This window comes from Pseudoruegeria sp. SK021, assembly GCF_002119405.1.
GTDB lineage: Bacteria > Pseudomonadota > Alphaproteobacteria > Rhodobacterales > Rhodobacteraceae > Meridianimarinicoccus.
In genome coordinates, this window is the sequence record NZ_MTBG01000001.1 from 255,177 (window position 1) to 277,355 (window position 22,179).

Below are 22,179 nucleotides of genomic sequence, written 5' to 3' on the forward strand. Positions count from 1 at the left end.
CGCACAATTCCGGCATCTGGACCCGGGGCTAGCCGCCCTCGCGCCGCCGCAACGTCGCCAACGTATAGCTTGGCAGAACCGGTCCATAGGTTTCCGGCTGGAAATGCGGGTCCACCGGCAGGCAACCCCGGCCACAAATCTGCCGGGAATTTCCGGTCTCGCCGTCGACAAACCACAGTCGGCCACCCGGCGTGGCGATATAACCGTCAACGCCCATATCCATGTCGTCTAGCACATCCGCCACCGACGGCACCTCGCCGTCATAGCCAACATCATAGGCACCATGGGTGTGATAGCTGGCAAACACCCGCACTTCTTTGGGGGCATAACCCGATGTGCAACTGAACCGCGTCCCCTCACTGGCGCGGATGGCCACGATCACCCCGTCAAAGCGATAGCCAAGCACGCCGCAATATTCGTGATTGGAGGCAAACGACACCGCCTGCAATCGCGACAGATAGGACGAGGCCGCCGCCACTTCCGCAGCCGTCTGCGCCTGAGCGCCGCCGCCGACCAGCAACGCCCAAAGCCCCGCGATCAGCCATCCGATCCTTCTGGCACCCCGGCTCATTGCAATGTCACATATTTGAATAGCGGCGTGTCTGCGGGATCGACGGTCATTTCAACGCCCGGCCCAACGCCCCAAGAGGTCACTTGTTGGTGCAGCGGCAAATACAGGGTCAGGTCCTGTGCCGCCACCCACAGGTCGGCAATCTGGGCCGCCCGTTCCCCGGGATCGGTGACCGCAGCCAAGGCATCAATCTTCTGGTCAAAGGCCGGGTCTGCGAACCCGGTCGCGTTCCAGACGCCGTGGCCAGCCTTGCGGCTGTGATACAGCGCATCCAGCACCGGAGCTGAATCCAACGTCGAAACGCCCAAACCCAGCAGATAGAAATCAGTCTCACCCGCAAGGATTTTGCCGAAATGCACCGCGCTTGAGGTGATCTCAGGGGTGACGATAATGTCGATTTGCGCCATCATTCGGGCCACGGCCTCGCAGATTGCTGCGTCCCCAGCATAGCGCCCCTCAGGGCAGTCCAAGCGCAGCGTGAACCCATCGTCATAACCGGCCTCAGCCATCAACGCTTTGGCCGACAGGACATCCGTTTCAGGCGGGCGGTTCAGGTCAGCGGACCAACCTGTGACCGATGGTGCGATCAGCATCCCCGCCGGGCGCGACTGCCCGCCCATCACCACCTGCTGGATCACATCGCGGTTGATCGTCATCGACATCGCCCGCCGCACCCGCGGATCCGACAGCGGATTGCCCGTCGTCAGATCATCGCTGACCAGATCCTTGGCGCCAACGTTGAGCCCGAAAAAGATCACCCGGTTCTGCGGTGCCGTTTGCATGGACAGCCCTGCATCGTGATCGGCTTTGGTCAGGCTGCGCGCGGGCACATCCTGCACCACATCCACCAGCCCGTCCCGCAACGCCGGCAGCAGCGCGGCTTCGGGCAACGGCGTGTGGACGATGCCGGTCACGTCCATCGCGAACAATACATGACCCCAATAGGCTTCGTGTACGGTCAGATCGGTGCGGACCCCAGCCTCACGTGCCACCAAACGATAGGGGCCGGTGCCGTTGGTGTGGCTCGCCGCATAGCCGTCCGCCGCAACGGGCCCGGCGCGGTTGGCCTCGGTCCAGCCCTTGTCCATAATCTCAAGGCCGGTCAACAGGTCTGGCAAGTTCGGCGTCGGAGCTGTCGTGACGATCTCGACGGTAAAAGGCCCCGGCGCGCGCACCGCCCGGATGTCGGCCGCCGATGTACGCAGGCCGCTGCCCTCTGACCGGGCTCGGCCGATCGAATAGACCACATCGGCGCTGTCAAACTTGGCGCCGTCGTGAAACGTCACCCCTTGGCGCAGATTGAACACCCAGACCGTGGGGTCGCTGGCCGAAACCTGCCAATCGGTCGCCAGCGCCGGTTCAAGCGCCCCTTCCGGGTTGCGCAACACCAGTGGCTCGTAAATCTGGCGGATCAGGGTGGCGGGGGCGGCTTCAGTTTGGGCGTGCGGATCCAAGCTTGCGCTTTCTAAGGCGCTGGCCCAGCGTAGGATCTCTGCCGCCGCCGGGGATCCCGACACCGCGATCATCAGGGCCACCGCCCAAATTGGTCCAGCCGTCATCGCTTGCTCCCGTCTTGCGGCCATGATCGCGGCACGGCGCAGGACACGCAACCGGGTCGGACATAAACGTCCGACCCGTGGCTTTTTTATCGGTCGTCGTCTTAGCGGCGCGGCGAGCCGTCCCCACCGGGTTTACGCGGACCAGCAGGCTTGCGGGGTCCGCCCGGCTTGGCACCGGCCTTGGAAAAGCCGCCCGGCTTGCCAGCGGGCTTGCCAGCAGCGCCAGCACGTGGCTTGCGCATTGGCTTTGACGGGTCCGAGGCGCCTTCGCGATAGGGCGTACTGGCCGCGCCTGCCGAAGCGGGTTTGCTGCGGGGACGGCTGTCATCACCGCCAAAGCGGCCTTGCGGTGCGCCCTCGCCCCGTGGCTTGTAAGGCGCCTTTGACCGCGGGCGATCATCGCCCTCGGTGGAGCGGGGCTTATAGGGGGCCTTGCCGCGCGGCTTATCGCCATCGGCAGATTTTCCCTTATAGGGCGGCTTCGGGCCACTGGTTTTAGCATAGGCAGGCTTCGACCGTGGTGCATCCACATCGGCTGCCGCACTAGCGACATGGCGCGGCTTGCGCGGTGCGGGGGCCTCAGGCGGAACGACGCCCCCTGCCCCGGCTAGCGGGTCATAGGATGTTTCAGGGGCCGAGCGCGGTGCAGACGGGGCCGATGGTGCCCGCTCAGGACGGCGCGGCGGGCGCGGTGCGCCGCCGGGCTTGTGCGACGAGTGCGGCTGGATATCCGGGGTGCCGTCCAAACGACGCACCGCAATGCCATCTTCCAACGCCATGCCGGGGGCAATGGCCGTCATCAGGCTGTCGAGACCGGGCAGACCCAGTTCAACGAAAGTTTCGGTCTCTTGCACGCGGATCGCGCCGATCTGGGTCTTGTCGATATTGCCCATCCGGCACAGCATTGGCAGCAACCAGCGCGGCTCGGCCCGTTCCGCCCGGCCCACTGACAGGGACACCCATCCGCTGGGACCAAACGCTTCGCGGGGACGCGGCGCTTGCGGTGTGGCCAGATCCTCAGGCGCCGAGCGCCCGGCGCGATACAGTGCCAGATAGGCATTCGCGATCGCCTCGGGGCCATGCTCGGCCAACAGGTTCGCGACGAATTCCGCATCATCCGGGTTGCCGGGGGTCGACCAGACCGGATCGGACAGCAGCCGCTCTTCGTCGCGACGCAGCACGTCGTCAGCCGAGGGCGGCACGCCCCATTCTGCGGTGATCTTGGCAAATTTCAACAGGCGCTCGGCCTTCTTGCGGGCACTGCCCGGCACGATCAGCGTACTGATGCCCTGTCGCCCGGCCCGGCCGGTCCGGCCCGACCGGTGCAACAGCGTGTCCGAGTTGCTGGGCAGATCGGCATGGATGACCAGATCAAGGTTCGGCAGGTCGATCCCGCGCGCCGCCACATCGGTCGCCACACAAATCCGCGCCCGTCCGTCCCGCATGGCTTGCAAAGCATGGGTACGCTCGGTCTGGCTCAGTTCGCCCGACAAGGCCACGACCGAAAAGCCGCGGTTGGAAAAGCGCGCCGTCAGCCGGCTGACCATGGCGCGGGTGTTACAGAACACCATCGCGGTCGGGGCTTCGTGAAAGCGCAGCACGTTGATGATGCCAGACTCGACATCGCTATTGCCGACATTCAGGGCCTGATACTCGATATCGCTGTGCTGGCTGCCGCTGCTCACGGTGCTGATGCGCTTGGCATCGGGTTTTTGGTAATTCTTGGCCAGAGCCGCAATCGCTGACGGCACCGTTGCCGAGAACATCAAGGTGCGGCGATCATCCGGCGCGGTGCCCAGAATGAATTCCAGATCTTCGCGGAAGCCCAGATCCAACATCTCGTCGGCTTCATCCAGAACCACCGCGCGGATGTCGGTCATGTCCAGCGAGTTGCGCATCAGGTGGTCACGCAAACGGCCCGGTGTGCCCACGACGATATGCGCGCCCCGGTCCAGATTACGGCGCTCGGTCCGCATATCCATGCCGCCAACGCAAGACGCGATGATCGCGCCCGTCTGACCATAGAGCCACTGAAATTCGCGCTGCACCTGCAAGGCCAACTCGCGGGTCGGCGCAATCACCAATGCCAGCGGCGTGGCCGCTTTGCCGAACCGGTCGTCTTCCCCAAGCAGGGTCGGAGCAATCGCAAGGCCAAAGCCTACGGTCTTGCCGGACCCGGTTTGCGCTGACACCAGCAGGTCGGTATTGCCGAGGCTGGGATCAGAGACCGCCTCTTGAACGGCAGTTAGGGTGGTATAGCCTTTCGCGGCAAGCGCTTCGGACAGAGTAGGGATCATCGGGACCTCGGGGGTTCAGGCTGGTCCAGACATCACAGGCGGGCCAACGGCATTAAACGATTCGGAAAGGTGGGTGATACCGACAGAAACCGGCTGTGTCGATCATTGTCGCATCAGGATACACTAAGAATTTCGTCACATCCCACGTCCGCGCGCTCAGTCACGCCCACATGGGGTCAGAGGTTGATCGGGCCAAAGTCCGACAAAAGTCCGACGATTGTCCGATAATAATCCGACGCTGATTTCTGGGGCACGTCAGGCCGTTGGCACGCCGCCGATTGACCGGTTTCCCGGGCGCACCGCCCCTAGTCTGGGACGTTGTCGATGCCCGACCCGCCGAACGGATTGCAGCGCACGATCCGGCGCAGCGTCAGCCACGTCCCGCGCACGCCGCCATGTTTCTCAAGCGCCTCAAGCGCATAAGCTGAACAGGTCGGATGGAAGCGGCAACCATGCCCCACCCAAGGCGAGAACAGCAGCCGGTACCCGCGCACCGGCAGGGCAGCGATCTGCGCCAATGGCGTCATGTCTGCGGCGAAGCGGCCGACGGATGCAACCGGTCCAGCGCGTGCGCAAGTTCAGCCTGCATCTGGGCGTAGGGGCGTGTCGCCGTAACTTCGGCGCGGCCGATCAGGACGTAATCCCAACCCGGCTTTCCTTTGCCAATCAAGACGCTACGGGCCAATTCGCGCAACCGGCGCTTGGCACGGTTGCGGGCGACAGCATTCCCGACCTTCTTGGAACAGGTGAACCCGACGCGCAGTTCAGAACCGCCCGTCTCATCCTCATGCCGACGGCGCGCCTGAATCAGGCAGCCGGGCATGCTGTGTCGCTTGGCGCGCGCCGCCGCCAGGAAATCCCGGCGTTTCTGCAACACAACCATCGATCCTGCGGTCGACGCAAAAGAGCCGCCAGCGCAGGGCTTGGCGGCATCTTGAACGTCCATCATCCTGACGCGTCCGGCGCTTATGCGCTCAGCTTTGCGCGGCCTTTGGCACGACGCGAATTGATGATTTTACGGCCAGCTTTAGTGGCCATACGTGCGCGAAACCCGTGCCGCCGGGCGCGAACGAGATTGCTGGGCTGAAAGGTGCGTTTCATCGCTCCGTCTCCATATAACTGCGGCCCACGAACCCAAACAGATTCGGCACCGGTCCAATTTCAGAAACCCGGACCTAAGCGGATTTCCGGGCTCAGTCAACCATCTCTCAGGGGCGATGCAACAAATTGCCGAAACAAGACGGCAGTTACCAGCAAATTCGCCGTCAATGTTACAGAACCTGTCACAAACGCCGCATCAGATCACGCTTACCCGACAGGGGATCAAGCCGCTGTGAGGGGGGTGGGCTGAGCCGACACGACGGCGCATGTTGGTCGGACATCAAATATAGAAAGCGACGATAGAATGGACGGTGCAGACGCACAAAAGCGATCAATGATTCGACGATTACCGCTGATCGCCATTGCCGTGACGGCAGTGATCGGCGCGATCAGCCTTGGCGATACCCTCAGTTTTCAAACTCTTGCCGAGAACCGCGAACAGCTTTTGGCCTATCGGGATGCGCATTACCTCCTCGCGGTGGTCCTGTTCATTGCCGCTTATGTCATCATCGTTGCCTTCAGCTTGCCCGGCGCAACCATCGCCACCCTGACCGGTGGCTTCCTGTTCGCAACCTTCCCCGGGGTGCTGTTCAACATCACCGGTGCCACCCTTGGCGCGATTGCAATCTTTCTGGCGGCACGCTGGGGTCTTGGCGAACGACTGGCCGCGAAAATGGACAGCGCCGAAGGGCTGACCCGTAAGATCAAAGACGGCATCGACCAGAACCAATGGGAAATGCTGTTCCTGATCCGCCTTGTCCCCGCCGTACCCTTCTTCGTCGCCAATCTGGTCCCCGCCCTTGTCGGCGTGCCGCTGTCACGGTTCGCGATCAGCACCTTTCTGGGGATCATCCCCGGGGCACTGGTCTATACGTCAGTGGGGGCCGGATTGGGCGAGGTCTTCGCCCGCGGCGAAACCCCAGATCTGGGACTGATCTTTGAACCCCATATTCTGCTGCCAATTCTCGGGCTCTGCGCGCTTGCGGCGCTGCCCATCCTGCTTAAAGCCCTTCGCGGCAAGAAAGGTTTGTGACCATGACCAAACTGACCTGTGATATTTGCGTCATCGGCGGCGGGTCCGCCGGCCTGTCGGTCGCGTCGGGTGCCAGCCAGATGGGGGCGAAGGTGGTGCTGCTCGAAGGCCACAAGATGGGCGGCGACTGCCTGAACTATGGCTGCGTGCCGTCAAAGGCGCTGATTGCTGCGGGCAAGCACGCCCATGCCATGCAAAGCGGTCAGCCCTTCGGCGTTCGCCCGGTCACGCCCGAGATCGACTATTCGGCAGCGAAGGATCATGTGCAGCGGGTGATCGACAGCATCGCCCCCGTTGACAGCCAAGAACGGTTCGAAGGTCTTGGCGTTCATGTCATTCGCGAATTCGGACAGTTTATTTCAGACACCGAGGTTCAGGCCGGTGACACGGTTATTAAGGCCCGGCGGTTTGTGATTGCCACCGGGTCTGGTCCGCTGGTGCCACCGATCCCGGGTCTCGACACGGTTCCCTATCTGACCAACGAATCGCTGTTCGACCTCCGGGATCGCCCGACGCATCTGATTATCATCGGCGGTGGCCCCATCGGCATGGAAATGGCGCAGGCGCATATTCGGCTTGGCAGTCAGGTCACCGTGATCGAAGGCCAGAAAGCCCTCGGCAAGGATGACCCAGAATTGGCCGAGGTGGCGCTGTCGTCTCTGCGCGACGAAGGCATCACGATCATTGAGGGTGCCCAAGCTGAACGCGTCTCGGAACAGGATGGCCAGATCACCGTCACAACCTCAGACGGCAGCGTCACCGGTTCGCACCTGCTGATGGCCGTCGGGCGATCCGTGAACATCGACCGGCTGAACCTTGAGGCCGCAGGCGTTGCGTTCACCAAGAAGGGCGTCACTGTCGATGCCAGCTTGCGGTCATCGAACCGGCGCGTTTACGCGATTGGCGATGCTGCAGGCGGGCTTCAGTTCACCCATGTCGCGGGCTACCACGCCGGGGTGGTCATCCGATCGCTGCTGTTCGGCCTGCCCGCCAAAGCGCGCACCGACCACATTCCTTGGGTCACCTATACTGACCCCGAAATGGCACAAGTCGGCCTGACCGAAGCAGAGGCGCGCAAGCAACACGGCGACAAGCTGGACGTTGTGCGCTTTCCTTATCATGAGAATGACCGCGCCATCACCGAGGGAAAAACCACCGGGCTGATCAAGGTCATGATCGTGAAAGGCCGCCCCGTCGGGGCTTCGATCGTCGGCGCGCAGGCAGGCGAGTTGATCGGCATTTGGGCGCTGGCTCTTGCAAACAATCTGAAAATGACTGCTATTGCCAACATGGTTGCGCCCTATCCGACCCTTGGCGAGATTAACAAACGGGCTGCGGGTGCCTATTTTAGCCCGAAGCTGTTCGACAACCCGACTGTGAAACGCGTGGTCGGCATCGTTCAACGCTTTGTGCCGTGACCTGACCTGAGGACGAGAATGCTCAATTCCCTATCTGGCCGCTTTCTCGTTCTGACCGTGTTGTTCGTGATGTTGGCCGAGATTCTGATCTTCGTGCCCTCTGTCGCCCGATTTCGGGAAGATTATCTGCTGGTCCGCCTTGAGCGGGCCCAGATCGCCTCACTCGTGCTTCTGGCCACCGACGACATCGATCCGACACTTGAAACCGAGCTGCTGCAAAACGCCGGGGTGTTCAACGTGGTCCTGCTGCGGGATGAAGTGCGCCAGCTGATGTTGTCCTCGCCGATTCCCTCGCCCATCGTCGCCACCTATGACTTGCGCGAAGCAACGGCGCTGACCCTGATCAAAGACGCGATCATGTGCCTGTTTTCAGCCCAGAAGGACGTGATTCGGGTGATCGGAAATCCGACGCAGGATGCCGGGCTTCTGATTGAGGTCACGATGGAGGCCTACCCGCTGCGCCACGCCTTGCTGGACTATGGTATCCGCGTCCTGCTGTTGTCGGCCGTGATCTCGGTCGTTACCGCCGGGATGCTGTTTCTGGCCGTGCAGCGCTTTTTGGTCGGGCCGATCAAAGGCGTGGTCAATTATATCCGCAGCTATGCCGCCGCCCCGGAAGATGCCCGCAACATCATCACGCCCCATGCCAGCGTGCGGGAATTGCGCCAAGCCGAAGAAGCGCTGTATTCGATGCAGACGCAATTGACCGGCGCACTCAGGCAAAAAGAGCGACTGGCGCAACTGGGCGGCGCGGTAGCCAAGGTCAGCCACGATCTGCGCAATATCCTGACCACGGCTCAGCTGTTTGCCGACCGCATGGATGCCAGCGAGGATCCGGTGGTCCAGCGCGCGGTGCCAAAACTGGTCAATTCCATCCGCCGCGCGGTCAACTTGTGCGAATCGACGCTGGCGTTTGGCAAGGCCGAAGAACCGCCCCCCACCCTGACCCGGATCTCACTGGCAACGTTGGCCGAAGATGCCTTGGACAATGAACGCATCGCCGTCAGCAACGATGACGTCGTGTTTCATTGTGACGTTCCAAACAGCCTGATCCTGCGCTGTGACCCGGATCAAATGCTGCGCATTCTGGGCAATCTGGTGGGCAATGCGCGTCAAGCGATCGTTGCAAACGGCGACGCCGGCGTCATTTCAATCACCGCCGGAGAATCCGACGCCGACTGGTGGATTCGCGTCGCTGACAATGGCCCCGGCTTGCCCGTCAAAGCGCGCGAGCATCTTTTCACCGCCTTTCAGGGCAGTTTTCGCAAAGGCGGCACCGGCCTCGGCCTTGCCATCGCGTCGGAATTGGTCCGCGGCCACGGCGGCCGGCTAGAGTTGGAACGCAGTGATGATGCGGGCACCATCTTCGCCATCTGGTTGCCCAAAGGGCAAGCGATCCTCGACGCTTAAAAAGAGTGATATTTGCTCTTGCAGTCTCCGGACACCCCGACTAAACCCCCCTCAACGCGCTGGTAGCTCAGTTGGATAGAGTACTTGACTACGAATCAAGGGGTCGGGGGTTCGAATCCTCCCCAGCGCACCATATCCCCTATACGTCCAACTGAGATCATTGTGGTGCCTGAAGGCGCCTGACAAGATCATGCCCCCTCCCGGCGACTCGATGCGCATCGCCCGTCCATCCGACTGCGCCGTGACACTCCCTCGCGCCCAATTATGGCATAAAAATGGCGACTTTTGGCCTTTTGCAGGACAGTTCGGCGTTTTTGTTGCAATTCGATGGAAATAACGACCATTCTATCCGTGCGGACCACGGAATCTAGCCAATCTACAGCGGCTCGGTTCCGATCGCCTTGGATCACCGATCCGACCGCAGAGCGTCGAAGCCTTGGCCAAGCGTTATGCCGTCAGGCCCGATGCACCGGCCCGCCCTGCCCGGTTCTCCCGCTGGACAGGGCGGAGGGCGGGAAACGGGTCAGGTCCGGCCTGCGTCCCGGACGATTTCCAGCAAGAAGTCAGTGGTAATCTGAATGCGGCGCATGTCGCGCAAGCTTTCGTGAAAAACGATCCAATAGGCGCGTTGAATCGACATATCCGGCAAGACCCGGACAAGCCCCATCTCTGGCGTCACCAGATAATCGTGCAGCAGCCCGATGCCGCCACCGGCCCGCACCACCTCTTGCTGTCCAAGCGCACTGGAGACTTCGATCCGGTTGGTCCAGGTGCGGGTGATTTCCTGCGCGTAATCAAGCCCGGGTGCGTAGATCAGATCCTCGACATAGCCGACCAGATCATGCGCCGAGAGATCAGCAGCACTGTTCAGGGGCGGCGCCTGCCTAAGGTATTCTGGCGTCGCATACAGGCTGAGGCTGTAATCCATCAACCGGCGGGTCACCAACTGCCCACGTTCAGGTTGTCCGACGATGACGGCAATATCCGCCTCGCGCCGGGACAGCGAAAAGCTGCGCGGCACGGGAACAAGCTGCACCGCAAGCCCCGGATGCCGCTGGGCCAAAAGCTTGAGGCGGGGTGCTAGAAACGCCGTTCCAAACCCATCCGGCGCACCAATCCGCACAGTGCCCGTGACCGCCATATCCCGGCCGCGAATCTCACTTTCTGCGCGCAGAAACTCACTTTCCACCCGCTCCAACCGCTCGGCCAACCGTCGCCCTTCATCGGTCAGATCACAGCCATGCGGCCGCCGATGCAGCAAGGTGACCTGCAACTCTTTTTCCAACACCAACACCCGCCGGGATAGGGTGGCCTGATTGACCCCCAAACGCCGGGCCGCGCCCAGCATTTGACCGCTACGCGCCACCGCCAGGAACAATCGTGCATCTTCCCAATTCATCGCAGTGTTATGCATTATTGCATATCAATGTTCAAGAATCCTGAATTGCTATGCGGATTTCATAACATCTATAACAGGACAACCAGAGGAGGATCCCATGACCGAGATTGCCCATTTCATTAACAATGCCCGTGTTGCCGGAACATCAGGCCGCAGCCAGCCCGTGTTCAACCCGGCCACAGGCACATCAGACACAACCGTCGCGCTGGCATCGACCGCCGAAGTCGACACTGCCGTAGCCTCTGCATTGGCAGCATGGCCAGCATGGTCCGCGACCCCTGCCCTGCGCCGCGCCCGGGTTTTGGACCGCTTCAAGACCATTTTGTGGGACCGCGCCGATCAACTGGCCGAGGCAATCTCAGCCGAGCACGGCAAGACCCATGACGACGCGGTTGGCGAAGTCACCCGTGGCATCGAAGTGGTCGAGTTTGCCACTTCCGCGCCGTCTTTCCTGAAGGGCGAGTTTTCCGAGAATGTCGGCACCGGCGTCGACAGCCACATGATCCGGCAATCGTTGGGCGTGGTCGCCGGGATCACCCCGTTCAACTTTCCGGCGATGGTGCCCTTGTGGATGTTCCCGGTGGCTCTGGCCTGCGGCAACTGCTTCATCCTGAAGCCCTCCGAACGGGACCCATCCGCGTCGTTGCTGATGGCCGAATGGCTGGCTGAGGCTGGTTTGCCTGACGGTGTGTTCTCGGTCGTCCAAGGCGACAAAGAAGCGGTCGATGCGCTGCTGCATCACCCCAAGGTCAAGGCCATATCCTTCGTTGGCTCTACCCCGATCGCGCAATATATCCATCAGACCGGCACCGCGAACGGCAAGCGTGTTCAAGCGCTTGGCGGGGCAAAGAACCACATGGTGATCATGCCCGACGCCGATCTGGACATGGCTGCTGGCGCGCTGATGGGCGCGGCTTTCGGTTCGGCCGGGGAACGCTGCATGGCAATCTCCGTCGCAGTGCCGGTGACAGATGCGGTTGCCGATGCGCTGATTGCAAAGCTGGTGCCGCAGATCGAAGCGTTGAAAATCGGCCCGTCCACCGACAAGGCCTCGGACATGGGGCCACTGGTGACCAAACAGCACCGGGACAAGGTCAAAAACTACATCGATGCGGGCGAAGCTGAAGGCGCGACCATCGTCGTCGACGGCCGCGACTTCAAGCAGGACAAACAGGGATATGCGGACGGCTATTACCTAGGCGGCACCCTGATCGACAATGTGACGCCCGACATGTCCATCTGGAAGGATGAGATTTTTGGCCCGGTTCTGTCGGTGGTCCGCCGTCAGAACTATCAAGAGGCGATCGACCTGATCCACAGCCATGACTATGCCAATGGGGTGGCTGTGTTCACCCGTGACGGCGATGTGGCGCGGGCCTTCAGCAATGAGATCGAGGTCGGCATGGTCGGCATCAACGTACCGATCCCAGTGCCGATGGCGTTCCACAGCTTTGGCGGCTGGAAAGCATCTATTTTTGGCGATCACCACATGCACGGGATGGAAGGGGTGCGGTTCTATACCCGCATCAAGACCACCACGACCCGCTGGCCATCCGGCATGCGCACCGCGTCAGAATTCGTGATGCCGACCCTCGGCTAATCCGATCCCGCCCCACACCCGGTCCGACTTTTGGGCCGGGTGCGGGGCCAATTCGGCAATTCTACCTTGGCAACCCGCAGCGGACATGGTTTTTCCAGTTCAAAACGGGAACGCCAAATGGACCTGAACGCACTTAAAGAATTCGCCGCCATCGCGACCGAGGGCTCGTTTGCAGCGGCGGCGCGGAAATTGGGCACCCCGAAATCCACCGTTTCCAAACGCATACAAGACCTTGAAGCGGCGCTTGGCGTGCAACTGATCGAACGGACCACCCGCAAATTGCGCCTGACCGCAGAAGGCGCCATGGTTCTGGCGCGGGCAGAGCGCATCCTGTCGGATGCCAGCGAGATCACCCAAGCCCTAAATGACACTGGCGACAGCATCAGCGGGCATCTGCGGATCGCGGTACCGGTGCTGTTCGGGCAGGCGTTTATGGGGCAGATCGCGGCGGTCTGCCGTCGGCTCTATCCCGATCTCAGCCTTGAAATCGTTCTGACCGACAGCCAACCCGATTTGATCGAAGATGGGTTCGATGCCGCCCTGCGCATCGGCCATCCGGCGCACAGTGCGTTAATCGCTCAGCCCATCGCGACCGCGCATCGCGTCGTGGTCGTCGCGCCGGATGTGCTGCAATCTATTCCGGAAACGCCGGCAGATTTAACCGGATTGCCAATTTTGCTCGCCGGGGTCGGGCTGGTTCAGACGTGGTATTTCCAAAATGGACGCGAGCAAGCCTCGGTACGGCTGGCCGGACGACTGGCCATGACCTCGGAGCCAGCTTTGCGCGACGCAACACTGGGGGCTGCTGGCCTCGCGCTTTTGCCGCTGTTTCTGGTCGAAGAGGATCTGGCTGCCGGTCGCCTGATCCAATTGCTACAACACTGGGAATGCGCGCCAACCGAGCTGACCTTGGTCTATCCCAGTGCCCAGTCCCTGACCGCGCGTCTACGGGTGGTGCTGGATGTAATCCAAGGCGCGTTTCCTGACGGCACCCTGCATGGTGGCCTACTGCGCTGCCGCACCTGATCCGCCGCACCTGATCAGCCGTCAGCGCGCCGCCTCGATCAAGCCCGCTGCAAGCTGGTCGGCCAACGCATCCACCGGCACCGCCTCACGCGCGGCCCGGGCCAGCAGATCGGCAACCCGGGGACCGATGGCATCGACGCGATCCAGCACATCTGCCTCAGTCTGCCCCCCCAGATATTCCGCGGCGACAACGATAATCCCGCCCGCATTGATCACATAATCCGGCACATAGATCAGGTCGCTGGCCGCCAGCGCCGCGGAAGCCGCTCGGTCTGCAAGTTGGTTGTTCGCCGCGCCCGCAATGACCGTGGCGTTCAACGCGCCAATCACTTCGGCAGTCAGGATGCCGCCAAGCGCGCAGGGTGCCAGTACATCCACGTCCTGAAACAGGATCGCGTCCAGCGGCACGGCCTTTGCGCCGGTTGCCTCACACACCGCCGCCACCCGGTCCGGGTGCGGATCGGCTACCAGCAGCTTGGCACCGCGTTCAGCCAGCAAGCCGCACAGCGCCCCGCCGACACTGCCCAGCCCCTGCACAGCCACCCGCACCCCCTCCAGATCCGTGCGTCCATCGGCTTGGCGCATGGCGACCTCGATCCCGCGCAGCACGCCCCGCGCCGTATAGGGCGACGGATCGCCGCCAACGCTGCCGCTGGCGCGCGGCAACCCTGAAACCGCGCGGGTCTGACGGGCCACGATTTGCATATCGCTGACCGACACGCCCACATCCTCGGCGGTGACATAGCGCCCCGCAAGGCGCTCCACCGCGGCACCGAAGGCTTCGAACACCGCTTCACGCTGATCCGCCGGCACCGGTCCGAAGATCACGGCTTTGCCACCGCCAAGTGGCAATCCGGCCATGGCGTTCTTATAGGACATCCCCCGCGACAGCCGCAGAGCATCCACCACCCCAGCCTCGGGCGAGCCATAGGACCACAGACGGCACCCTCCCGCTGCTGGCCCTAAAACGGTCGAATGCTGCGCAATGACCGCCCGCAGGCCACTTTTTCGGTCAGAGACCCATGTAACTGCCTCGTGATCGTCAAAATCTGGTAGATTGAGCATCTCGCCCCCTGCTAGATATGCGCACTCTCTGAACCTAACTCTGACAGCCCGCGAAATTCAACTCGGCTGGTGACAAGAGAAATGGAACGGTTTTCCTGGGAACTGCGTTAGAGTGCGGGGAGGGTTGCACGCGGCGACATCTGAAAGGGTGCCTGCGTTGGACATCCGAGGACACACGCGGTAAACAAAGGGCACTTATGGGATTACTTTTTACGACTGACGACTTTCCAGCAGGCGCTGAGGCCAAAATCGGCCGGATCGCTGTGATTGGCAGCGGCGCATGGGGCACGGCCCTTGCGGTTGTGGCGTTAAGCGCCGGGCGCAGTGTCCGGCTTTGGGGGCGTGATCAGGCCCTCGTTGATGATATCAACACGGTCCACGTGAACACCCGCTACATGCCCGACGTGCCACTGCCGGAAGGTCTGATCGCCACCACCGACATCGAAGAGGCCTGCGTGGATGCCGACGCAGTGCTCATCGTGACCCCATCCAACACCCTGCGCGAGATTTGCGCGCAAATTCGGCCTTTCCTTGGCGCGAACGTCCCGGTGGCCCTGTGTTGCAAGGGCATCGAACGGGGCACGGGCCTGCCGCTGAGCCAGCTTTGCGAAGAAGAATTGCCCGGCCATCCGATCGGCGCGCTGTCCGGGCCGACCTTTGCCCGCGAAACTGCACTGGGGCACCTGACCGCGGCAACCATCGCCTTTCCCTTCTCCTATCAGGACCGACTGCATCCCGAGCAAAGCGCCGCCGCGCGGCTGGCGCTGGCCATGGGGTCCGAAGCCTTCCGCCCCTATATTTCCGACGATCTGATCGGGGTCGAAATTGGCGGTGCCGTTAAAAACGTGATTGCCATTGCCTGCGGGATGATGACCGGCGCCGGATTTGCCGAGAACACCCGCGCCGCTTTGATCACACGCGGCATGGACGAGATGAAGCGCCTTGCCGAAGAACTGGGCGGTCGGCGCGAAACCATCACCGGCCTGTCCGGGGCGGGCGATCTGACGCTGACCTGCTCGTCGCAGACGTCGCGCAACATGTCACTCGGGGTGCAACTGGGACAGGGGATCGCCCGCGCCGACTGCTTCGAGGGGCGCAATGTTGTGGTCGAGGGCGAAATCAACGCGATCTCCGTCGTCGAATTGGCCGCGATCGTGCATGTGCAGATGCCCATTTGCGAAGCCGTCCACGCAATCCTGCACCAAGGCGCCCCGATCGGCGCAACCTTCGCGGCGCTGTGGTCCCTGCCGATCCAGGCGGAACCGAAAAGCCTTGGCAAAATCTCAATCAATCACCCGGCGAAACAGTCCGCCGTCAACGACCTTGCTCAAAGGATGTCATGACCATTTTTCAACCCGAGACCCCCACCCCGTCGCTCAGCACGCGGCAATTCACTTTGGCCACCGATCTTGACGGGACCTTCCTTGGCGGCACTGACGCCGACCGCCAGCGGCTGTATCGTTGGATTGAGGCGCACCGGTCCTCGGTTGGACTGATTTTCGTGACCGGTCGCGACCCCGATTTTATCACCGAACTGGTACGCAGCGGACAGGCCCCCCGGCCAGATTATGTGGTGGGCGATGTCGGCACCACCATCGCCCAAGTGGCCGAGGATGCCACTGTGCATCCGATTCCTGCGCTGGAGGCCGATATCTCGCAGCGTTGGAACGACAGCGCCGAAGCGGTGCGCGCCGCCCTCGCCGACCATCCGGGGCTGACGTTACAGCCGACCGCGTTCCGGCACCGGGTCAGCTATGACCTGCACCCCGATCACTTCGACCGCAAAAGCATTGAGACCGTGCGCGACATGGACTTGGATCACCTGATCTCGGACAACCGCTATTTCGACGTGCTGCCGCGCGGCGTCAGCAAAGGCCCCTCGCTGCTGCGCCTTCTGGCGCATCTGGAGGTGCCGCAAGCCCAAGTTCTGGCAGCGGGCGATACCATGAACGACCTGACTATGCTGATTTGCGGCGTTCCGGCGGTGGCTGTTGGTGGCTCTGAGGCACCGTTGCTTGACGCAGTTCGCGATCACGCGACAGTCTATAAGGCCAAAGATATCGGCGCTGCGGGCATTATCGAGGCCATCGCCGCCCTGTCCCTTCACCCCCAGATTGAGGATGCGCAACATGAAGTCTGATCTTGTCATCGTCTATCACCGCCAACCTTATGAAGAGGTCGAAGTGGACGACCGGGTTGTGCTGCGCGAGAATACCAGCCCGAACGGGATTGTTCCGACCCTGAAAAGCTTTTTCGGGCAGGCCAAGGCGGCGTCTTGGGTTGCGTGGAAACAAGCCGATGACCCCGCCAACCCCGAGTTCGAGCGGATCATCAGCATCGACGACAGCTTTGGCTCTTACCGCGTGTCGCGCCTGCCGCTGACCGCCGAACAGGTCAGCAGTTTTTACCACATCACCTCGAAAGAGGCATTCTGGCCGATCCTGCATTCCTTTAAGGAACGCTACAACTATGACCCGGTCGATTGGCCCACCTTTCGCGAGGTAAACTGGGCCTTTGCCGAAGCCGCCGCCTTTGAGGCCGCCGAAGGCGCCACCATCTGGGTCCACGATTACAACCTCTGGCTTGTGCCCGGCTATATCCGCCAACTGCGGCCCGACGTTAAAATCTCATTCTACCACCACACCCCCTTCCCCGCCGCCGACATGTTCAACGTGCTACCGTGGCGGCGTGAGATCGTCGAAAGCCTGCTGTCTTGCGACGTGGTCGGATTTCACATCCCGCGCTATTGCGGCAACTTTGTCGCCGTTGCCAAAAGCCTCCTGGAAGTCGAGGTTTTGAAAGAAGAAGTCGTCAACCCAGACTTCATCCATGAGGGAACAGCGCTGAGCGAACGCACGACGCCCACCCGGATCCGGTACAAGGGTCACGACGTGCGGGTGTCTGCATCGCCAGTCGGTGTGAATGTCGATTACATCGAAGAGCAAGCCTACCTGCCTGAAACCGGCCTCAGTCTGGCCCGCATTCAGGAAGAACTGGGCGACGCCAAGATGATCCTGTCGATTGGGCGCACCGATTATACCAAAGGCGGGATCGAGCAGCTGGAAAGCTTTGGCCGCATCCTGCGGGATCATCCCGAATTGCGCGGCAAGGTCCGGTTGCTGCATGTTTCGGTCTCGGCCAATACAAAAATGACCGCCTACAAGGAAATCCAGAACGAACTGGAACAAACCGCTGGCCGCATCAACGGCGCCTATGGCAGCTTTGTCTGGCAACCGATCGCGTTGATTTCACATGCCATCCCCTTCACCGAACTGGTCGCCTATTATCAGGCTGCCGCGGTGGCGTGGATCACCCCCCTTGCTGACGGAATGAACTTGGTCTGCAAGGAATTTGCCGCCTCGCGCATCGACGGCGATGGGGTTCTGGTGCTGTCCGAATTCGCCGGTGCGGCAGTGGATCTGTCCCCTGCGGTCATGACCAATCCGTTTTCGAACCGTTCCATGGACAGCGCCATTCTGCAAGCATTGCAAATGGACGAGGAAGAACGGCGCTCTCGTATGGCGGCCCTGCGCAAGTCCGTTCGAAAATACGACGTCCACGCGTGGTCCAAAGACCAAACCCGGATGTTCGATGCCGTCAAAGACCGGCCAAAGACTGCCGAACTTCTGTCAGATTAAGCACCATCCACTGCGCACAGCCAACGCGGGGGCCATGAATGGCCTCCGCTTTAATTTTCGCGGTGAAGTTTATGGGGTGTCCCGCGCAGGCGCGGACAAATCTTCGGTTGCCGCAGACAATGCCATGGCGACGGCCCCCCGCACCCAAACAAGATCGCCCCACGTGTTGATCTCGACCCGGGTGCGCTGCCGCCCGATCTGATCCGAAAAGCTGTGCATCTCGGCCAACACCTCTTCGGCATAGAGATAATCATAGCGCAACCGCGCCCCGGAAATGATCAACAATTCCGGATCGAAAATGCGGATGACGTTCGCCAGACCAAGCGACAGATACCGACCGGCACGGTTGAAAATCAACCGCGCGGCATCATTGCCCGCTTTGGCCTGATCAAACAGCATTTCAAGGGCTTGCTGCGGCGAACGTGCCACCCTTGGGTCCCATTCCATGGCCGTCGATGCCTCGCGGACCAATGCGTAATCCGCTACATAGGCCTCCAGACACCCGCGTTGTCCGCAGCGACATAGCGCGCCATCCAGTTGCACCGTGGTGTGGCCGATTTCCAGCCCAAGGCCCAGCGCGCCGCGATAAATCGCGTTGTCCAAGATCAGCCCCATCCCGACCCCTTGCTCGATGGTGACCACGGCAAAATCCGAGAGTTTGCGCCCGACCCCGAACCACGATTCCGCCATGGCCAGCAGATTCGCGTCATTGTCGATCTGGACAGAGAACGGGAACCGCGATTCCAGCGCGGCGCGCAGTTCGACCTTTCGATCCCGCAGAATCGGCGACCAATGCACCATACCCGCCGCGTGATCGACAAAACCGGGCAAGCCAAGGCCAAGCGCCGAGATCTGGTTGCGCGCCAAACCGGATGTTTTCAAAACACGGCCAATCAACTCATCAAGATCTTCCAGCATCGCGGGCACATCCATGCGCCCGGCCGAATGCGATTTTTCCGCATAAGCCAAGGTTTTACCGCAGGAATCCGCCACCACGGCCATATGCTGATCGGCCCGCATGTTCACACCAATGACAAAGCGGGCTTCCGGGATGATCGTCAGATCCACCGGCGGGCGGCCACGCAAAGTATCCCGGCTGGGAGACGGACTTTCGCGTACAAACCCGGCGTCCATCAGGCCAGCGACAATCGCGGTGACCGACCCGGGACTGACCCCCAGATCTTTGGCCACGTCGCTGCGGGAAATGCGTCCGGATGATCTTATCTTTTCAAAGACTTGATGAGTCAAAGACCGACCGCGTGTCCGTGCTGTCGTCAGGATGGGTCCGATACCGGTCCCGTGGGGGTCGTCATCTTGGGACACCTGATCGATTCCATCCATTTGTTTATCCCTTGAAGTTTAGCCCCCAGAATATCTGGAAATTCTTTCACAAGCGCAGCGATTTTAGGCGGCTGGACCAATATTTCTGCGAAATTCATCCTATCCGTCATATTTTTATTTTGACAACTGAAAAATATAAATTCATCATCTCGGCATCCAGGGAGGTCTGGAGGCCCTGTTCAAGGGCAGTCAAATGGGAGGACTACATGCGGAATGCAATTATTCTCGCCGCGGCAATGGCCGCTGGCGTTGCCACGGCTGCAAGCGCACAAATGACCGTTGGGGTCAGCTGGTCGAACTTTCAAGAAGAGCGCTGGAAGACGGATGAGGCCGCCATCAAAAGCGCGCTTGATGCCGCCGGTGCCAAATACATTTCCGCTGATGCCCAAGCGTCTGCGGCCAAGCAATTGACCGATGTCGAAGCGCTGATCGCGCAAGGCGCTGATGCCCTGATCATCTTGGCAATGGACAAGGACGCCATCGGCCCGGCCGTGGATGCGGCCACCGCCGAAGGCATTCCGGTCGTGGGCTATGACCGCCTGATCGAGGACCCGCGCGCCTTCTACCTGACCTTTGACAACAAAGGCGTCGGCAGAATTATTGCCTCGACCGTGCAAGGCGTTCAGCCTGAAGGCAATTATGCCATCATCAAGGGCGATCCGGGCGATCCCAACGCCGCTTTTCTGCTGGCTGGCATGATGGAAGTCCTCGGCGCGGATGTTGACGCGGGCAAGATCACCATCGTTGGCGAAGCGTTCTCGGATGGCTGGAAGCCGGAAGCCGCCCAGCAGAACATGGAACAAATCCTGACCGCCAATAACAACAACGTCGACGCGGTGTTGGCCGAGAATGACGGCATGGCTGGCGGTGTCATCGCGGCGCTTTCGGCGCAGGGGCTGACGATTCCGGTGGGCGGCCAAGACGGCGATCTGGCGGCGTTGAACCGGGTTGCACGCGGCACCCAAACGGTGTCGGTCTGGAAGGACTCGCGTCAACTGGGCACAGCCGCAGCCGAAATCGCTTTGGCGCTGGCTGACGGGGCGGCCATGGCCGATGTTCCCGGCGCGTCGACCTTTTCGGACGGTGCCAAGGGGGTCGAAATGACGGCGATCCTGCTTGAGCCGACCCCGATCACCAAAGAGAACCTCAACCTTGCGATTGATGCGGGCCACATCACCAAGGCACAGGCCTGCGAAGGCGCGATGCCAGACGTTCCCGCTTGTAACTGATCTCTTCAGCCTGCCCGGCACTGCACCCTCGCAGCGCCGGGCAGACCTGCACGCGGCACCGCCGTGCCCGTGCCCCTGACGTGATGCCGCACTCCTTTCAGGGCGCTGCGCGTCCCGATCACGCCCCCCCTCTACATCCTCACGCGACGAAGGCTGGACCTGACCATGAGCGACCCCATTCCCCCATCCAACGGGCAGACGCCCCCCGCCAGCCCGGTCGCGAAATTTCTGCGCGCCACCGAAATCGACACCCGCCTGTTGGGCATGATCGGCGCGTTGGTCTTAATCTGGATCGGGTTTCATCTTTACGGCGCGCTGGTCAACGGCTTCGGCGCCTTTCTGACCCCCCGCAACCTTTGGAACCTCTCGGTCCAGACCTCGTCCATCGGGATTATGGCCACCGGAATGGTGCTGGTGATCGTCACCCGGCATATCGACCTGTCCGTCGGGTCAGTTCTTGGCTTTACAGCCATGGCGATGGGCCTGTTTCAAGTCCGGTTCTTGCCGGAATATTTGGGCCTTGGAAGTCCGTTGATCTGGATTCTGACCATCGTGTTCGGCCTTATTCTTGGCGCATTGATCGGCGCGTTTCAGGGTTGGCTAGTGGCGTATCGCGGTATCCCGGCCTTCATCGTCACCCTTGGCGGCCTTCTGGTCTGGCGCGGTGCCGCCTTCCTTGTGGCCCGGGGCGAAACCATTTCCCCGGTCGACGAGCGGTTTTCGCTGCTTGGCGGCGGGCCATATGGGTCCATTGGCGCGACAGGAACGTGGATTGTTGGCCTGATTGCCTGTGCTGGCATCATTTACCTGTTGGTCAGCGGACGGGCCTCGCGCCGGTCGCACATGTTCGCCCTGCGTCCGATCTGGGCCGAAGTCGTGCTCGGCACATTGGGCTGCGGGCTGGTGATCGGCACCGTCCTTTTGTTCAACGCCTATCCTTGGCCGCGCGGCATCGTCCGGCAATATGCCGAAGCCAACAGCATCGACGTTCCGGAAACCGGCTTGTTCATCTCGCACGGTTTTGCCTTCCCGGTGCTGATCCTGATCACCGTGGGCATCATCATGACCATCGTGATGACCCGCACCCGCTTTGGCCGCTATGTCTTTGCCATCGGCGGCAATCCTGAAGCGGCGGAACTGTCGGGCATCAATGTCCGCTGGGTCACGGTCAAGATTTTCGCGATCATGGGGATGCTGGCCGCCTTGGCCGGCGTGGTGGCCTCGGCCCGCCTGAATTCCGCCACCAACGCCCTCGGCACATTGGACGAACTTTACGTGATTGCCGCTGCCGTCATCGGCGGCACCTCGCTCGCCGGAGGGATCGGCACCATCTACGGTGCGATCCTTGGGGCGCTGGTCATGCAATCACTGAAAACCGGGATGGTTCTGATCGGGTTTGACGCCGCCATCCAACAGGTCGTCGTTGGCGGCGTGCTGGTACTGGCTGTCTATCTCGACATTCTGTACCGCCGCAAATCGAACTGAGGGAGAC

Annotated in this window: 19 protein-coding genes and 1 tRNA gene; 11 read left to right on the forward strand and 9 right to left on the reverse strand. The window is 61.5% G+C overall.

What is annotated here, in order from left to right:
• Positions 1 to 28 precede the first annotated feature (28 nt).
• The 6 genes from BV911_RS01190 to rpmH all read right to left on the reverse strand — a co-directional run bounded on the left by BV911_RS01190 (position 29) and on the right by rpmH (position 5,528).
• Positions 29 to 571: a DUF4329 domain-containing protein gene (locus BV911_RS01190; protein WP_086051747.1), complete on the reverse strand. Its 543-nt coding sequence runs from the start codon at positions 569 to 571 to the stop codon at positions 29 to 31.
• On the reverse strand, positions 568 to 2,130 hold the full coding sequence (locus tag BV911_RS01195; RefSeq protein ID WP_086051748.1) for an ABC transporter substrate-binding protein: 1,563 nt from the start codon (positions 2,128 to 2,130) through the stop codon (positions 568 to 570). The genes BV911_RS01190 and BV911_RS01195 overlap by 4 nt, the downstream gene beginning before the upstream one ends.
• A gap of 101 nt (positions 2,131 to 2,231) precedes the next feature.
• Positions 2,232 to 4,427 (reverse strand): DEAD/DEAH box helicase, encoded by a 2,196-nt coding sequence (locus BV911_RS01200; RefSeq protein WP_086051749.1) that lies wholly within the window; start codon positions 4,425 to 4,427, stop codon positions 2,232 to 2,234.
• 305 nt (positions 4,428 to 4,732) lie between these two features.
• Entirely contained in the window at positions 4,733 to 4,954 is a 222-nt protein-coding gene (gene yidD, locus BV911_RS01205) for a membrane protein insertion efficiency factor YidD (RefSeq protein WP_086051750.1), read from the reverse strand.
• Positions 4,951 to 5,373 (reverse strand): ribonuclease P protein component, encoded by a 423-nt coding sequence (gene rnpA, locus BV911_RS01210; RefSeq protein ID WP_086052012.1) that lies wholly within the window; start codon positions 5,371 to 5,373, stop codon positions 4,951 to 4,953. The genes yidD and rnpA overlap by 4 nt, the downstream gene beginning before the upstream one ends.
• A 20-nt stretch (positions 5,374 to 5,393) precedes the next feature.
• The gene (gene rpmH / locus BV911_RS01215; RefSeq protein WP_086051751.1) at positions 5,394 to 5,528 is read right to left on the reverse strand and encodes a 50S ribosomal protein L34; all 135 of its coding nucleotides are present in this window, start codon (positions 5,526 to 5,528) and stop codon (positions 5,394 to 5,396) included.
• Between the two features lie 334 nt (positions 5,529 to 5,862).
• Between rpmH and BV911_RS01220 the strand changes: the two genes are divergently transcribed.
• The 4 genes from BV911_RS01220 to BV911_RS01235 all read left to right on the forward strand — a co-directional run bounded on the left by BV911_RS01220 (position 5,863) and on the right by BV911_RS01235 (position 9,522).
• Entirely contained in the window at positions 5,863 to 6,561 is a 699-nt protein-coding gene (locus BV911_RS01220; RefSeq protein ID WP_240512097.1) for a TVP38/TMEM64 family protein, read from the forward strand.
• A gap of 2 nt (positions 6,562 to 6,563) precedes the next feature.
• A complete protein-coding gene (locus BV911_RS01225) occupies positions 6,564 to 7,979 on the forward strand; it encodes an NAD(P)/FAD-dependent oxidoreductase (RefSeq protein ID WP_086051753.1) in 1,416 nt (471 codons plus the stop codon).
• Between the two features lie 18 nt (positions 7,980 to 7,997).
• On the forward strand, positions 7,998 to 9,389 hold the full coding sequence (locus tag BV911_RS01230) for a HAMP domain-containing sensor histidine kinase (protein ID WP_086051754.1): 1,392 nt from the start codon (positions 7,998 to 8,000) through the stop codon (positions 9,387 to 9,389).
• 56 nt (positions 9,390 to 9,445) lie between these two features.
• Positions 9,446 to 9,522 (forward strand) — tRNA-Arg (locus BV911_RS01235).
• Positions 9,523 to 9,912: 390 nt separating this feature from the next.
• On the opposite strand, the gene BV911_RS01240 is transcribed toward BV911_RS01235, so the two are convergent.
• Positions 9,913 to 10,803 carry a LysR family transcriptional regulator gene (locus BV911_RS01240; RefSeq protein WP_240512098.1) on the reverse strand — a complete coding sequence of 297 codons (891 nt, stop codon included), beginning with the start codon at positions 10,801 to 10,803 and terminating at the stop codon, positions 9,913 to 9,915.
• An 82-nt stretch (positions 10,804 to 10,885) separates the two neighbouring features.
• On the opposite strand from BV911_RS01240, the gene BV911_RS01245 reads away from it, so the two are divergent.
• Both BV911_RS01245 and BV911_RS01250 read left to right on the forward strand, forming a co-directional pair.
• The gene (locus BV911_RS01245) at positions 10,886 to 12,388 is read left to right on the forward strand and encodes a CoA-acylating methylmalonate-semialdehyde dehydrogenase (protein ID WP_086051755.1); all 1,503 of its coding nucleotides are present in this window, start codon (positions 10,886 to 10,888) and stop codon (positions 12,386 to 12,388) included.
• A 117-nt stretch (positions 12,389 to 12,505) separates the two neighbouring features.
• Entirely contained in the window at positions 12,506 to 13,414 is a 909-nt protein-coding gene (locus BV911_RS01250; protein ID WP_086051756.1) for a LysR family transcriptional regulator, read from the forward strand.
• Positions 13,415 to 13,435: 21 nt separating this feature from the next.
• Here BV911_RS01250 and BV911_RS01255 read toward each other — a convergent pair whose 3' ends face one another.
• The gene (locus BV911_RS01255; protein ID WP_086051757.1) at positions 13,436 to 14,479 is read right to left on the reverse strand and encodes a Glu/Leu/Phe/Val dehydrogenase dimerization domain-containing protein; all 1,044 of its coding nucleotides are present in this window, start codon (positions 14,477 to 14,479) and stop codon (positions 13,436 to 13,438) included.
• A 197-nt stretch (positions 14,480 to 14,676) separates the two neighbouring features.
• Here BV911_RS01255 and BV911_RS01260 point away from each other — a divergent pair, with 197 nt between their 5' ends.
• Genes BV911_RS01260 through ggpS form a run of 3 tightly spaced genes read left to right on the forward strand, consistent with a single transcriptional unit; the run spans position 14,677 to position 18,117 of the window.
• A complete protein-coding gene (locus BV911_RS01260) occupies positions 14,677 to 15,822 on the forward strand; it encodes an NAD(P)H-dependent glycerol-3-phosphate dehydrogenase (protein WP_086051758.1) in 1,146 nt (381 codons plus the stop codon).
• Positions 15,819 to 16,619, forward strand: a complete 801-nt coding sequence (locus tag BV911_RS01265; protein ID WP_086051759.1) for an HAD-IIB family hydrolase — start codon at positions 15,819 to 15,821, stop codon at positions 16,617 to 16,619. Before BV911_RS01260 ends, BV911_RS01265 begins: the two co-directional genes overlap by 4 nt.
• The gene (gene ggpS, locus BV911_RS01270; RefSeq protein WP_086051760.1) at positions 16,609 to 18,117 is read left to right on the forward strand and encodes a glucosylglycerol-phosphate synthase; all 1,509 of its coding nucleotides are present in this window, start codon (positions 16,609 to 16,611) and stop codon (positions 18,115 to 18,117) included. The genes BV911_RS01265 and ggpS overlap by 11 nt, the downstream gene beginning before the upstream one ends.
• Positions 18,118 to 18,186: 69 nt before the next feature.
• Here the strand turns inward: ggpS and BV911_RS01275 are convergent, their stop codons facing one another.
• Positions 18,187 to 19,458, reverse strand: a complete 1,272-nt coding sequence (locus tag BV911_RS01275) for an ROK family transcriptional regulator (protein ID WP_086051761.1) — start codon at positions 19,456 to 19,458, stop codon at positions 18,187 to 18,189.
• 206 nt (positions 19,459 to 19,664) lie between these two features.
• Between BV911_RS01275 and BV911_RS01280 the strand changes: the two genes are divergently transcribed.
• Positions 19,665 to 20,687 (forward strand): substrate-binding domain-containing protein, encoded by a 1,023-nt coding sequence (locus BV911_RS01280; protein ID WP_086051762.1) that lies wholly within the window; start codon positions 19,665 to 19,667, stop codon positions 20,685 to 20,687.
• 165 nt (positions 20,688 to 20,852) lie between these two features.
• On the forward strand, positions 20,853 to 22,172 hold the full coding sequence (locus BV911_RS01285) for a sugar ABC transporter permease (protein ID WP_086051763.1): 1,320 nt from the start codon (positions 20,853 to 20,855) through the stop codon (positions 22,170 to 22,172).
• Positions 22,173 to 22,179 lie beyond the last annotated feature (7 nt).